The 14,186-nt window shown below is 53.6% G+C and carries 10 protein-coding genes; 7 read left to right on the forward strand and 3 right to left on the reverse strand.

Annotated features, from left to right (window positions below):
* Positions 1-143 precede the first annotated feature (143 nt).
* Entirely contained in the window at positions 144-1,085 is a 942-nt protein-coding gene (locus tag L362_RS14150; RefSeq protein ID WP_023327625.1) for an ATP-grasp fold amidoligase family protein, read from the forward strand.
* On the opposite strand, the gene L362_RS14145 is transcribed toward L362_RS14150, so the two are convergent.
* Both L362_RS14145 and L362_RS14140 read right to left on the reverse strand, forming a co-directional pair.
* Complete coding sequence (locus tag L362_RS14145; protein WP_008501225.1) at positions 1,066-2,130, reverse strand: ATP-binding protein; 1,065 nt, start codon at positions 2,128-2,130, stop codon at positions 1,066-1,068. The genes L362_RS14150 and L362_RS14145 overlap by 20 nt on opposite strands.
* Positions 2,127-2,831, reverse strand: coding sequence for a response regulator (locus L362_RS14140; protein WP_008501224.1), 705 nt, complete (start codon positions 2,829-2,831; stop codon positions 2,127-2,129). Before L362_RS14140 ends, L362_RS14145 begins: the two co-directional genes overlap by 4 nt.
* A 271-nt stretch (positions 2,832-3,102) precedes the next feature.
* On the opposite strand from L362_RS14140, the gene L362_RS14135 reads away from it, so the two are divergent.
* From L362_RS14135 to pdeR, 6 genes are all read left to right on the forward strand, one after another.
* The gene (locus L362_RS14135) at positions 3,103-3,489 is read left to right on the forward strand and encodes a colistin resistant protein CrrC (protein WP_032635959.1); all 387 of its coding nucleotides are present in this window, start codon (positions 3,103-3,105) and stop codon (positions 3,487-3,489) included.
* Positions 3,490-3,584: 95 nt separating this feature from the next.
* Positions 3,585-6,680, forward strand: coding sequence for a multidrug efflux RND transporter permease subunit (locus L362_RS14130; RefSeq protein WP_023344326.1), 3,096 nt, complete (start codon positions 3,585-3,587; stop codon positions 6,678-6,680).
* 270 nt (positions 6,681-6,950) lie between these two features.
* Complete coding sequence (gene fabI, locus L362_RS14125) at positions 6,951-7,739, forward strand: enoyl-ACP reductase FabI (RefSeq protein ID WP_003856831.1); 789 nt, start codon at positions 6,951-6,953, stop codon at positions 7,737-7,739.
* Positions 7,740-7,894: 155 nt separating this feature from the next.
* Entirely contained in the window at positions 7,895-8,881 is a 987-nt protein-coding gene (locus tag L362_RS14120) for a CMD domain-containing protein (protein ID WP_023344327.1), read from the forward strand.
* A gap of 88 nt (positions 8,882-8,969) precedes the next feature.
* Positions 8,970-10,904 carry an exoribonuclease II gene (locus tag L362_RS14115; protein WP_023344328.1) on the forward strand — a complete coding sequence of 645 codons (1,935 nt, stop codon included), beginning with the start codon at positions 8,970-8,972 and terminating at the stop codon, positions 10,902-10,904.
* 323 nt (positions 10,905-11,227) lie between these two features.
* Entirely contained in the window at positions 11,228-13,219 is a 1,992-nt protein-coding gene (gene pdeR / locus L362_RS14110; RefSeq protein ID WP_021240293.1) for a cyclic di-GMP phosphodiesterase, read from the forward strand.
* Here pdeR and L362_RS14105 read toward each other — a convergent pair.
* The gene (locus L362_RS14105) at positions 13,216-14,085 is read right to left on the reverse strand and encodes a crotonase/enoyl-CoA hydratase family protein (protein WP_008501218.1); all 870 of its coding nucleotides are present in this window, start codon (positions 14,083-14,085) and stop codon (positions 13,216-13,218) included. The two genes, pdeR and L362_RS14105, sit on opposite strands and share 4 nt — an antisense overlap.
* Positions 14,086-14,186 lie beyond the last annotated feature (101 nt).

The following is a 14,186-nucleotide window of genomic DNA, read 5'->3' on the forward strand; positions in this document are numbered from 1 at the left end:
CGTTGCACCGCTTAATAAGGATTAAATAGCCTTAACACGCTGTTTAATCCTTAACTTTTTCATCTCCATAGCTGCTCCATATTCTCAGCAAAATACATCAACAGTTCTTCTCCAGAATAACCGGACATTACGGAGGAGAAGAAATGAACAACGCCACTTACGTTCTCAAATATACCGAGTACCTCATCAGAAAATGTCGTTCATTTTTAATGACGGACCTGTATTTTCATACTGTGAGGCTCAAGAAAACATCGGGGAAGCACCCTGACATTAAATCACCCACGACGTTGAGTGAAAAAATATGTCATCGTCTGGTCTATGACCACAATAACATCTATACCCTGCTTGCCGATAAACTCGCCGTTCGGGAATACGTAATCTCCAGAACAACGCGTGCGAAAACGGTGCCATTACTTGGCGTGTACAGCAAGGTGTCCCAGATTGATTTTTCGACGCTCCCTGAAAAATTTGTCCTTAAGTGCAACCATGACAGTGGCAGCACAATAATATGTACGAACAAAGCGCAATTTAACGTCAGGGAAGCGTGTAAAAAACTCAGTCTCGCGTTAAAGAAAAATATGTACTACACCACGCGCGAATGGCAGTACAAAAACATTACGCCAAAAATACTTTGCGAACCGTTTGTCGATCTCTTCGATGATGCAAACAGGAACACAGCGCCCGAAATGCTGAGGATCCATTGCTTTCATGGCGTTGCCCACTATGTTGAAGCGGATTTTACGGATGACAGCGGCAAAGGTTTCATCAACGTTTACGACAGGTACTGGAACTTACAACCCTTTCAGATGGAATATCCGAATACACCGTTGGCGCCAGGCGAACCGGCCATGTTCCGGCAAGCGTTGCTGGCATCCCAGGAGCTGGCGGATGGTATTGACTACTGCCGCGTTGACCTCATGCTAAAAAAAGATGAAATCTATTTCAGTGAAATAACCTTAAGCCCGAGACGCGGTAAACTGTCGATTACCCCGCTGGAATGGGATGCTAAGCTAGGAAAAATATGGCATTTACCGCCGGCAGGCACATTTGACCTGCCGCTGACGCTCACGAGTCGGGCCAGGTGAGTTTAAATATCGAGTGGTTTTGCGTTGATAAGGTATAGGTAACATCGCCACCATGCGCCAGCATGATGGCTTTTACCACCGACAAGCCCAAACCACAGCCTTCCGGGTTCAACTGTCTGGCGCCGTTATCGCGCTGAAAGGGCTGAAACAGGAAGTCATGAAACTCCCTGGGAATACCCGGTCCCCCATCCTGAATCAGGATAAAATTGCCTTTATCCGAAACACCATTTTTTACCGTGAGCTTGCGCGAAGTGGAATAGTGTAAGGCATTGTCAAATAAAACGGTCAGACACTGATTGATGCGTAAGGGATCGAATACGCACTGCAGCTCCCTCAGTTCAGTATGGACGGTAAATGCCTTACGGTTGAACTCGGGCATGAAGGTATCGAGCGCGTCCTGTATTGTCCCTTTCAGATCCGTTCTGGCCTGGTATAACGTGTATCCTGCCCCGCCATCCGAACTGATAACCCGGAGATCTTCAATCAGACGGGTTAATCCTTCCGTCTGTTTGAGGAGGTTAGTAAACAGCACCGGATCCGGGGTAAACACCCCGTCAACTAGCCCCTGAAGCCTTCCGCGTAAAATGGTGACCGGGGTTCTCAGTTCATGCGCAATCGCAGCATTCCAGGATTTCCGCTGGATATCCAGCGTTTGCAGCTTTTCTGCCATTTCATTGAAATCCGTAACCAGGTGATTGATCTCTCCCAGCCGGGAACTGGCACAGAATGCCCTGGCGTCCAGATCGCCCTGAGAAATTTTTTTCAGGCTGGACGCGACCGCGTTTAGCGGGGTGAGTATTCGCGATGAAAGTTTGACCGTAAAGAATACGGCAATGATCAGGCTAATCGTCGTCGCGGTCCCAATCCATACCCAGTCCCACATCGTCATCTGCTCGTCATCGCCCGCAGCAGGGCCGCCGGGAAGATGATCCAGAATAAAGGAGTAAAAAAACCAGGAGCCCAGTATGGCGATGGCAATTATCGTAAACGTCAGCAACAGCATATACGTTAAGATCTGACGACTCAGGACAGACTCTTTATTCATTTCTTTTCCCCAAGCCGGTAACCCATGCCCCTGATGCTCTCGGGAACGCCATAAAGACCGGCCAGCTCCAGTTTTTTTCGCAGCTTACTCATATGGCTGTCGACGGTTCTGTCGAGCGTATCGCCTTCCGGCAAACACGCGTTGAGCAACTCTTCACGGGAACAGACCTTGCGCGGATACCGCACCAGGTAAGAAAGCAACTTAAATTCGGTCGTCGTTAAGACCGGGGAGATAACCTCGGGCCCCGCAGTAACCTCCACGTAGAAATCATCCGGATAGACCGTAATGAATGGCGTTCTGAGCGGCAGGGCCCCCGCCTGCTGAAGCGCAGGCTTTGTTCTACGCAGCACCGCCTCAACCCGTGCGACAACTTCCGAAGGGTTGAAGGGTTTGATGACGTAATCATCCGCGCCGAGCCTCAGACCCATAAGTTTATCGACGTCCTGATCGAGAGCGGAAACCATAATGACGGGGACAGCGCTTTCATGGCGAAGCGTGGTAAGCACGCTCCAGCCGTCACACACGGGCAGGTGAATGTCCAGCAAGATGAGATCCGGTTTATGGAGGCGATTGAGCGTTATCGCCTGCTCGCCCTGCCTGGCCCTGAGCGTTTTCATTCCCGAACGCTCTAAGTAGCTCATCAGTATATCGGCGATTTCGTCTTCATCTTCAACAACAAGGATCAGCGTATTTTTGTTCATATTATCTCCGCGGGTGAAATCCCTTTAAGCACGCTATCAGATATCTTGAGCACAATAAGACACAGCCTCCGGGAAAAAGTGCCGTAGTCACGAAAATTTCCCGGTTGATTTAAATGCCCGGTTATTTCTCCACACAGCCTACACATTCAGTCAATAAAGACTCGACAATGTCCGTTCAAAATCGCTAATGAGGCATAACGCGTTGTGCATTGCGGGCTGCAAATTACCACTGTTTCTTAAAGATTTTATGAAGTTGGCTGAAATAATGAACATGGAACTTTCTAAATATTTTTCTCCTAAAAAACTGGGTATATATTTCCTGTTTCTGCTGCTGTCGTGGGGATTACTTTATACCTGGCTGATGCTGGTACACAGAGTGGATGAGAAAGTCGCCTCGACGCTGCTCTCTTCACCCCTTATCTATGGCTGCATCGCATTGTCAGTGGTTTCTCTGGTCATACAAAATAAAGCCGGCGCGTTCATTGAGCTTCTTATCATCGCCTTCTGGCTGATGGTGATTTTTGTTTATCTCATTATTACGTTCACCGTGCTGTTAAACGCGATGCCCGATATTGAGGATCTGATCTTTTACTATGAATGTTATTTGATCATTTTTTTTGGTGGAGCACCGCTGTACCTCATTATGAGAATGATCTGAGCCCTTGCTCCACACATCCTCCATAAACCGCCCACTTCCGCTAAACAGGTGCGCGGTAGAGTCTCTGCCTCACTCTTTTACACAAAAATAACCCAATGCCTCATTTTTTTATTGACCGCCCTATTTTCGCCTGGGTCGTGGCGCTGTTTATCGTCCTGACGGGTCTCCTGTCTATTCCTCGTTTGCCGGTTGCGCAGTATCCGGCGGTGGCACCGCCGGGCATCATTATTTCCGTCAGTTACCCGGGGGCCAGCCCCGATATCATGAATACGTCGGTAGTATCGTTAATCGAGCGCGAAATCTCTGGCGTAGACAATTTGCTCTACTTCGAATCATCCAGCGACACAACCGGTTCGGCATCGATTACCGTCACGTTTAAACCCGGCACGGACATCAAGCTGGCACAGATGGATCTGCAGAACCAGATTAAGATCGTCGAGCCTCGTCTTCCGCAGGCGGTAAGACAAAACGGCATTAACGTCGAGGCCGCTAATTCTGGATTTTTAATGATGGTGGGGCTGAAGTCCACCAGCGGTCAATTCGAGGAAGCCGACTTAAGCGACTATTTTGCCCGAAACGTCAGTGACGAGCTTCGTCGCGTGCCCGGCGTAGGGAAAATTCAGCTGTTTGGCGGCGAAAAAGCGCTGCGTATCTGGCTGGATCCGATGAAGCTCCACAGCTACGGCCTCTCGGTGAGCGATGTACTTACTGCTGTTGGCCAGCAAAATGCCCTGGTTTCGCCCGGCAAAACGGGAGATGAACCGGCATCTGCGGGACAAGGCGTAACGTATCCCATCACCGTGAAGGGGCAACTCACTTCGGTAGAGGCGTTCAGAAACATTACCCTGAAATCAGATGCATCGGGCGCGAGGCTGAAACTGTCCGACGTCGCGCGCGTTGAGTCCGGCCTGCAAAGTTACGCTTTCGGTATCCGCGAAAATGGCGTGCCCGCAACGGCGGCGGCAATCCAGCTGTCGCCGGGTGCCAACGCAATGAGTACAGCTTCAGGCGTACGCGCGCGCATCGACGAGCTTTCCCTGGTGTTACCGGAAGGAATGGCGTTTACGGTTCCCTTCGATACCGCGCCGTTTGTGAAACTGTCTATCATGAAGGTGGTTCAGACCTTTGTAGAAGCGATGGTGCTGGTTTTCCTGGTGATGCTTCTGTTTCTGCATAAGATACGCTGTACGCTTATCCCGGCGATTGTTGCTCCCGTCGCACTTCTTGGCACCTTCACGGTGATGTTATTGAGCGGATACTCCATCAATATTCTGACGATGTTCGGCATGGTGCTGGCGATAGGGATTATCGTTGATGATGCCATTGTGGTTGTGGAGAACGTCGAACGACTGATGGCGGAAAAAAGCCTCTCCCCACGGGACGCTACCCAGCAGGCCATGCAGGAGATCGCCCCGGCGATTATCGGGATCACGCTGGTGCTCACTGCCATCTTTATCCCCATGGGGTTTGCTGAGGGTTCGGTCGGGATTATCTACCGACAATTTTGTATTTCCATGGCGGTCTCCATACTGCTGTCCGCGTTTCTGGCCCTGACGCTGACGCCAGCCCTGTGCGCAACGTTACTCAAGCCGCACAAGGCAGGAAAGAGCGGAAGTGGAAGGTTCGCGGCCAGGTTTAACGCGCGCTTTCGTTTGCTCACCGTCTGTTACGAAGCCGGGCTGGGTGCCGTTCTGAAGCGAACCGGGCGTATGCTGCTCCTGTACGTTGCGCTTTGCACGGCGCTGTTTGTTGGATTGTCTTCGCTACCGTCGTCCTTTCTGCCGGATGAAGATCAGGGCTACTTTATGTCCTCTATCCAGCTGCCTTCTGATGCCACGATGCAGCGCACCCTCGACGTGGTTAAAAAATTTGAAGCGGAAATTGCGGCCCGGCCGGACATTGAAAGCAACATTATGATCCTGGGGTTTGGCTTTTCAGGTTCAGGACCGAATTCGGCTATGGCCTTCACCACGCTGAAGGACTGGAAAAATCGGCAGGGCTCGACGGCTCAGGATGAAGCCGACCACATACAGGCCAGCATGACGAACGTCACTGATGCCGTCACAATGAGCCTGCTCCCGCCGGCCATTTCGGATATGGGCACCTCCTCGGGCTTCACATGGTACGTTCAGGACAGAGCGGGAGCGGGCTATGAGGCTCTAAAGAGGGCCGCCGACGCGCTGGTTCTGCAGGCTAATCAACGCCCTGAACTCAGCGATGTCTATATAGACGGTCTGCCGGAAGGAACCAGCCTTGCGCTCCAGGTTGACCGGGAAAAGGCGGAAGCGATGGGCGTCTCATTCGATGAAATCAACCAGACGCTCTCCGTCACCCTGGGCTCAAATTACGTCAACGACTATACGAACAACGGCCGCGTTCAACAGGTGATTATGCAGGCCGATGCCCCTTATCGAATGCAGCCCGAGCAGATACTGAAACTATCAGTGAAAAACCGGATGGGTGAGATGGTGCCGGTATCAACGTTTGCGACGATCTCCTGGAACGTTGCGCCGCAGCAGTTGACGCGCTACCAGGGTTATTCTGCTATACGGATTACCGGAAGTGCGGCGTCAGGCGTATCCAGCGGCACCGCAATGAAGGCCATGGAGGGCTTGTCCAGGAGCCTGCCTCAGGGCATGGCGGGTGAGTGGGCCGGGAGTTCGCTACAGGAGATAAAATCGGAATCGCAGCTTCCGGGCCTGATCGCCCTGTCGATACTGGTCGTGTTTATGGTGCTCGCCGCCCTGTATGAGAGCTGGTCTATTCCTTTTGCGGTCATGCTGGTTGTTCCACTGGGCCTTATCGGCGCGGTGATAGCGGTGTTTGTTGCCGGTATGACCAATGACGTGTTCTTTAAGGTCGGTCTGATTACGCTCATCGGCCTGTCGGCCAAGAACGCCATTCTGATTGTGGAGTTTGCCAGGCAGCTGCATCGCGAAGGGCAACCCCTGCTGGCGGCGACCATTCATGCCGCCAGTCAGCGTCTGCGCCCCATTCTGATGACATCGTTAGCCTTTACCTTAGGAGTTGTTCCTCTGATGCTGGCCACCGGTGCGAGCGACAGTACGCAGCATGCCATCGGTACCGGCGTATTTGGCGGCATGATTAGCGGTACGCTTCTCGCGATCTTCTTCGTACCGGTCTTCTTTATCGTTATTGCGCGCTTCATCGGCAACATCAGGAAAGCGTGAACACCCTTGCGGGATCGCGCCTCCTCGCTGGTTGGATGAGGCGAAGCTGTTGCCGGGTGATATACTGGACGAATGCTGAAATTTCGCGCCCCCGCGAGTCCGCGGCGCATTCTTCGGGGCATGCGACTTCGGAGAAGTGCGAGAAATATCGTGACACAAAGGGCCGTGAGTGGGCTATAATTTCGAGCTAATTTCGAATGATTTTGAAATACTGCCTGTAACGCTATGAATTACAAGGCAAAATAAGCAATGAATATAAGGATTAAAGCTATGGGTTTTCTTTCCGGTAAGCGCATTCTGGTGACTGGCGTTGCCAGCAAACTGTCCATCGCATACGGCATCGCACAGGCAATGCATCGCGAAGGCGCTGAGCTGGCGTTCACCTACCAGAACGACAAGCTGAAAGGCCGTGTTGAAGAGTTTGCCGCGCAGCTGGGTTCCAGCATTGTTCTGGAATGTGACGTTGCACAAGACGAAAGCATCGACGGCATGTTTGCTGAACTGGCAAAAGCATGGCCGAAATTCGACGGTTTCGTTCACTCCATCGGCTTCGCGCCTGGCGACCAGCTGGACGGCGACTACGTGAACGCGGTAACCCGTGATGGCTTCAAAATCGCGCACGACATCAGCTCCTACAGCTTCGTTGCGATGGCGAAATCCTGCCGCGCGATGCTGAACCCGGGCGCAGCCCTGCTGACCCTGTCCTACCTGGGCGCAGAACGTGCTATCCCTAACTACAACGTTATGGGTCTGGCTAAGGCGTCTCTGGAAGCCAACGTACGCTATATGGCGAACGCAATGGGTCCTGAAGGCGTGCGCGTTAACGCCATCTCTGCGGGTCCAATTCGCACCCTGGCCGCTTCCGGTATTAAAGATTTCCGTAAAATGCTGGCACACTGCGAAGCGGTTACCCCGATTCGTCGTACCGTTACCATTGAAGATGTGGGTAACTCTGCAGCATTCCTGTGCTCTGACCTTTCCGCGGGTATCTCCGGCGAAGTGGTTCACGTTGACGGCGGCTTCAACATCGCTGCAATGAACGAGCTGGAAATTAAATAAGCTGTGACTCTCTTCCCGCCCGGGAAGAGAGTATTTCCCCACCGCGTCACCCCTTCGTTATTCCGTTCTGCTATTTGTTATCACCTAACAATATTTTTCCCTTTATCTGCCTTACGCCAGGATATTGATCGCCATTTTGAGATCAAGGAACGCACATGGAACAACGCCGTTTTTCCGGCAAAGGCCACTGGTATCATGAAACCCAGTCAAACCACGCGCAGACGGATGTTCTGCCCCTGGTGCCCGAAGCCGCTAACGTCGACGATCGTTTTTTGCTCGATTTAGCCCTGCCTGATGAAATTGTCGCCGCCTGTTCTGGCTGGCTTACCCCTGCCAGAGCCTTATGCCACCAGCTGTTTCCGCTCTCAATTCCCGTGAACCGCCTGCATACGCTCAGCGCTTACGATCGACTCAGTACCGCGCTGACGGTCGCACAGGCCTGCGGCGTTCAGCGGCTCTGTAACCACTACGCCGCCCTCCTCGCCCCGCTTCCCGGCCCGGACTCCTCGCGCGAAAGCAACCGCCGCCTGGCGCAAATCACCCAGTATGCCCGCCAGCTCGCCAGCTCGCCTGATGTCATTGATGATAAAGCCCGGAACCAGCTTGATGAGGTGGGCCTGTCCACGTACGACATCGTGGTGATTAACCAGATTATCGGCTTTATCGGTTTTCAGGCACGCGTGGTCGCGATTTTTCAGGCCCTGTTGGGACATCCTGTTCGCTGGTTGCCGGGGCACCATATTCAGCCGCACACGATCCCCGCGCGCCACGATGCGTGGATGCCGCTTTTACCCGTCGTCGAGCTGCGCTACGCGAATGCGCATCAGCTGGAGTCCCTGTCCCGCTGGCAGGCCGAACCCGCGCTCGAGGCGTTGACGCCGGTGCTTTGTCATGAGCCGACGCTGCTCGACCTGACCGGAGAAATCCTGTTAAACAGCCGCGCGGAGATCCCGCAGACGTCACCCGCACTTTCGGCAGCGGTCGAACTGCTGACCCGCTCGCCGGACCGCTTCAGCGCCGCGCAGTTTACCCCGCTCACGGATCAAGGACTCCAGGGCGAATATGCCATCACGCTGCTTACCCAAAGTGCGTTTGATGGCTGGCTCAATCGCCTGAAAGTGGCGTTTGGTAAAGAGGAATAACCACACTCATTACCCAAAGACCGCTTGCTGAGACAGTGAGAATCGCGTAAAACTGTCAGCCGCTCAATGGCTACGAAAATAGAACATTATGTTTCAGGACAACCCGCTGCTAGCGCAGCTTAAACAGCAACTGCATTCCCAGACGCCGCGTGCAGAAGGGGTCGTAAAAGCCACGGAAAAGGGCTTTGGCTTCCTTGAAGTTGACGCGCAGAAAAGCTACTTCATTCCGCCACCGCAGATGAAGAAAGTGATGCATGGCGACCGCGTCATGGCCGTCATTCATACCGAAAAGGAACGTGAGTCCGCCGAGCCGGAAGAACTGATCGAACCGTTCCTGACCCGCTTTGTGGGCAAGGTGCAGCGAAAAGACGATCGTCTTTCTATCGTGCCGGATCATCCTCTGCTGAAAGATGCCATTCCCTGCCGCGCCGCCCGTGGCGTTGAGCATGATTTTAAAGAAGGTGACTGGGCCGTAGCAGAAATGCGCCGTCATCCTCTGAAGGGCGATCGCGGTTTTTATGCGGAACTGACCCAGTTCATTACCTTTGGCGCCGATCATTTCGTGCCATGGTGGGTTACGCTGGCACGCCACAATCTTGAAAAAGAAGCGCCGAACGGCGTGGCAACCGAGATGCAGGACGAAGGTCTGACGCGTCGCGATCTCACCGCGCTGGAGTTTGTCACCATCGACAGCGCCAGCACCGAAGATATGGACGATGCGCTCTACGCTGAAGAAAGCGCCGACGGCAAACTGCACCTGACCGTTGCCATTGCCGATCCCACCGCCTGGATTGTTGAAGGCAGCAAGCTTGACGAAACGGCGAAAATCCGTGCGTTCACGAACTACCTGCCGGGCTTCAACATCCCAATGCTGCCGCGTGAACTGTCAGACGATCTCTGCTCGCTGCGCCCAAATGAAGTGCGCCCGGTCCTTGCCTGCCGCATGACCATTGCCGCAGATGGCGCGATTGAAGACGATATCGAGTTCTTTGCTGCCACCATCGAGTCGAAAGCCAAGCTGGCCTACGATAACGTCTCCGACTGGCTGGAAAATACCGGTAGCTGGAAACCAGAATCAGACGCCATTGCCGCGCAGATCCGTCTGCTGCATCGCATCTGTCTGAACCGCGGCGAGTGGCGTCAAACCCATGCGCTGGTGTTCAAAGATCGCCCGGATTATCGCTTTGTTCTGGGTGAGAAAGGCGAAGTGCTGGATATCGTGGCCGAGCCGCGACGCATTGCGAACCGCATCGTTGAAGAAGCGATGATTTCCGCCAACATCTGTGCCGCACGCGTGCTGCGCGACAAGCTGGGCTTTGGTATTTACAACGTCCATACCGGCTTCGATCCTGCGAATACCGAAGCGCTGGCGGCCCTGCTGAAGAATCACGACGTGCACGTCGTTCCGGAAGAAGTGCTGACCCTGCCAGGCTTCTGCAAGCTTCGCCGCGAACTGGACGCGCAGCCCTCGGGCTTCCTGGACAGCCGCATTCGTCGCTTCCAGTCCTTCGCTGAAATCAGCACCGAGCCTGGCCCGCACTTTGGTCTCGGCCTCGAAGCCTATGCGACCTGGACGTCACCGATCCGTAAGTATGGCGATATGGTTAACCACCGTCTGCTGAAAGCAATTATCAAAGGCGAAACCGTTGCCCGCCCTCAGGAGGAGACCACGCTGCAGATGGCCGATCGTCGCCGTCTGAACCGCATGGCAGAACGTGACGTTGGCGACTGGCTGTACGCACGCTTCCTGCAGGATAAAGCCGGTACGGATACCCGTTTCGCCGCAGAAATCATTGATATCAGCCGCGGGGGAATGCGCGTCCGTCTGGTCGATAACGGTGCTGTCGCGTTTATTCCGGCGCCATTCCTGCATGCTGTTCGCGATGAAATGGTCTGTAGTCAGGAAAACGGTACGGTGCAAATTAAAGGTGAAACAGTTTACAAAGTCACCGACGTGATTGACGTCACTATCGCTGAAGTCCGTATGGAAACCCGCAGTATTATCGCGCGTCCTGTCGCCTGATAACCTGTTCAATTGTCGGTCATTTCCTTTCCGGAAAGGCCGACAATTTTTCTTTTTATCCCCGCCACAAAATCATTATTTTTTCTTACTATTTTCAGCCTCTCCTCGCCCAAATTCGCCATAATTATCTACAGTAAAAGAGTGTTGTTATATTCGGTTACGTGAATTTTTATACGCTTAGTATCCTTTTAAATCTGACTCGTTTTATTATAAGAATTCAGCGAAAAACAATAAGTTCACTTCGGTTTTGCCGCTGCTTCTCAACGGAAAAGTCGACTGCAAATGAATAATTGGTGCGCTACTGAACAGCTGCGGGAGAAAACATGATGGACGATCTGGAGCAGAATTTGCTGTTTCGCTACATGGGAACCCACAGCCCATGGTGGCGCTTGTCAGCTGACAGCAACGCTCTGCACCTTGCCGCCAGTGAAAATGCCGATGTCACTCAGGTGATTGCGCTGGACGACGATCAGGCCGATCTCATCCGTCATTTAACCGTTATTACCTCCAGCATTTCCATGACGCTCTCGTTATTCGGGGAAGATGTCCCGGTTCACCTTGTGGGCCGTAAAATTACCCGTAATGAGTGGGCCGGTACGGCTTCCGCCTGGAACGATACGCCCTCCGTGGCGCGCGACCTGGCTCAGGGACTCTCTTTTGCGGAACAGGTGGTGTCAGAGGCTAACTCCGTGATTGTTATTCTCGATCAGAATGGCAATATTCAGCGTTTTAACCGACTGAGCGAAGAGTATACCGGCCTCAAAGAGCAAGAAGTGATTGGCCAGAACGTGTTTAAGCTCTTTATGAGCCGCAGCGAAGCGGCTGCCTCAAAGCGCAATATTACCGGTTTCTTCCGCAACGGCAGCTCCTACGAAGTCGAACGCTGGATCAAAACGCGTAAAGGGCAACGACTGTTTCTGTTCAGAAACAAATTCGTTCACAGCGGCAGCGGTAAAAATGAAATTTTCCTTATCTGTTCCGGTACCGATATTACCGAGGAACGCCGCGCTCAGGAGCGGCTGCGCGTGCTGGCCAATACCGATACCATCACCGGCTTACCAAACCGCAATGCGATCCACGACCTGATCTCTGACGCCATCAGTCACCGCGGCGACACGCAGGTTGGCGTGGTGTATCTCGACCTGGATAACTTTAAAAAGGTCAACGACGCTTACGGGCATATGTTTGGCGATCAGCTGTTACAGGCTGTGGCGCTCGCCATTTTGAGCTGTCTGGATGAGGGACAGGTGCTGGCACGACTTGGCGGAGATGAGTTTATCGTCATGGCCACCCATACCTCTCAGGGCTCTCTGGAAGCGATGGCGTCGCGCATTTTAACCCGCCTGCGCCAGCCGTTCCGAATCGGCCTGATCGAAATTTACACCGGCTGTTCCCTGGGCATCGCCCTCGCCCCGCAGCACGGTAACGACCGGGAAAGCGTCATTCGTAACGCCGATACCGCCATGTACACCGCTAAAGAGAACGGCCGGGGCAAGTTCTGCGTCTTCTCGCCCGAGATGAACCAGCGCGTGTTTGAGTATCTCTGGCTGGATACCAACCTGCGTAAGGCGCTGGATAACGACCAGCTCCTGATCCACTACCAGCCTAAAATCACCTGGCGCGGCGAGGTCAGAAGTCTTGAAGCGCTGGTCCGCTGGCAATCGCCCGAACGCGGGTTGATCCCACCGCTGGAGTTTATCTCTTATGCCGAGGAGTCAGGGTTGATTGTGCCGCTGGGCCGCTGGGTGATGCTGGATGTGGTTCGCCAGGTGGCGAAATGGCGCGATAAGGGAATTAACCTGCGCGTGGCCGTGAACGTCTCTGCGCGTCAGCTGGCCGACCAGACTATCTTTAGCGACTTAAAGCAGGCGCTGAAGGATCTGAACTTTGAATACTGCCCGGTCGACGTCGAATTAACCGAAAGCTGTCTCATCGAGAACGAAGAGCTGGCGCTCTCCGTGATCCAGCAGTTCAGCAGGCTGGGGGCGCAAATTCATCTCGACGATTTTGGTACCGGCTACTCCTCCCTTTCTCAGCTGGCCCGCTTCCCTATTGACGCCATAAAACTCGATCAATCGTTCGTCAGGGATATTCATAAGCAGTCCATCTCCCAGTCTCTGGTGCGCGCCATCGTCGCGGTGGCGCAGGCGTTAAACCTGCAGGTGATTGCCGAAGGGGTGGAAAATGCAAAAGAAGACGCCTTTCTGACCAAGAACGGCGTCAACGAACGGCAGGGTTTTCTGTTTGCTAAGCCGATGCCCGCTGCCGCATTCGAGCGATGGCTAAAACGCTATCAGGCGCGGAAACAGCATTAACTGGCTTTACGCAACCCCGCCGCGTGATGGCGGTTTTGCAGCATGACCAGACGCTCCATGTAGGCGATATCTTTCGGTTCCAGGCAGAAAGCCGCGTCTACCCAGTCTTCCGTGATGTCCATCAATTCACTGCGCGGCAATTGCAGAACGCGCGTACGGGCGCGCAGCATCGCTCTTACGCCATTCAGTTTAGGCCGTAGCGTGTCGATGAAGGTTCGTGTGGAGACATAGCTTTGTCCGGGTTCAAACAGGAGATCCACCAGGCCATGCTGTTCGTACCATTCCGCCGTATGGGATTCCCCCTTGTAGATGAGTTCCTCCGCCAGCTTCATTCCTGAACGGCGAGCTACCAGAGAATATCCCCCCATGCCCGGGAACAGGTTAAAAGCAATCTCGGGAAAACCTAAACGTGCATCGCGCTGCGCCAGAACGAAATGGTGCGCAAGAGCGGCCTCAAACCCGCCCCCTAACGCGCTGCCTTCGACCATGGCCAGCGAGATGGCCCCCGTATCAAACCCCCGGGAGGCCGCATGCACGCAATCGACACAGGCGCGCGCATAGGCCCGTAACGCTTCACGTCGACCGTGCTGAATGCACTCGACGAAAAACTGCAGGTCACCGCCCACATTGTACATCTCAGGCACCAGCGATCCGGTCACCCAAAAATCGACCGCAAAACCAGACTGGCGGACGAGCCATGAAAGGTTCATGATCTCCTCTATTAACGCATGGTTGAAGCAAGGACGTGGCTGAGCCCGCAACATCATCCAGACTGTATGTCGCTCTGCCTCGTAATAGCCTGACAGCTGGGTGAACCGTTCAGTATCGGTAAACAGTGTGCAGGTAGGCTGATTGATAACTGTCATAGTCTAATTCCTCTTATAAAAAAGCGCGTTGCGCGCAGTTTTAGACTAATCCACTCAATAAGCCCGCAGCATGAGGGGGAATAATTTTATCACTTCCGTTT

The sequence above is a fragment of the Enterobacter sp. MGH 16 genome (genome assembly GCF_000493175.1).
Lineage (GTDB): Bacteria > Pseudomonadota > Gammaproteobacteria > Enterobacterales > Enterobacteriaceae > Enterobacter > Enterobacter roggenkampii.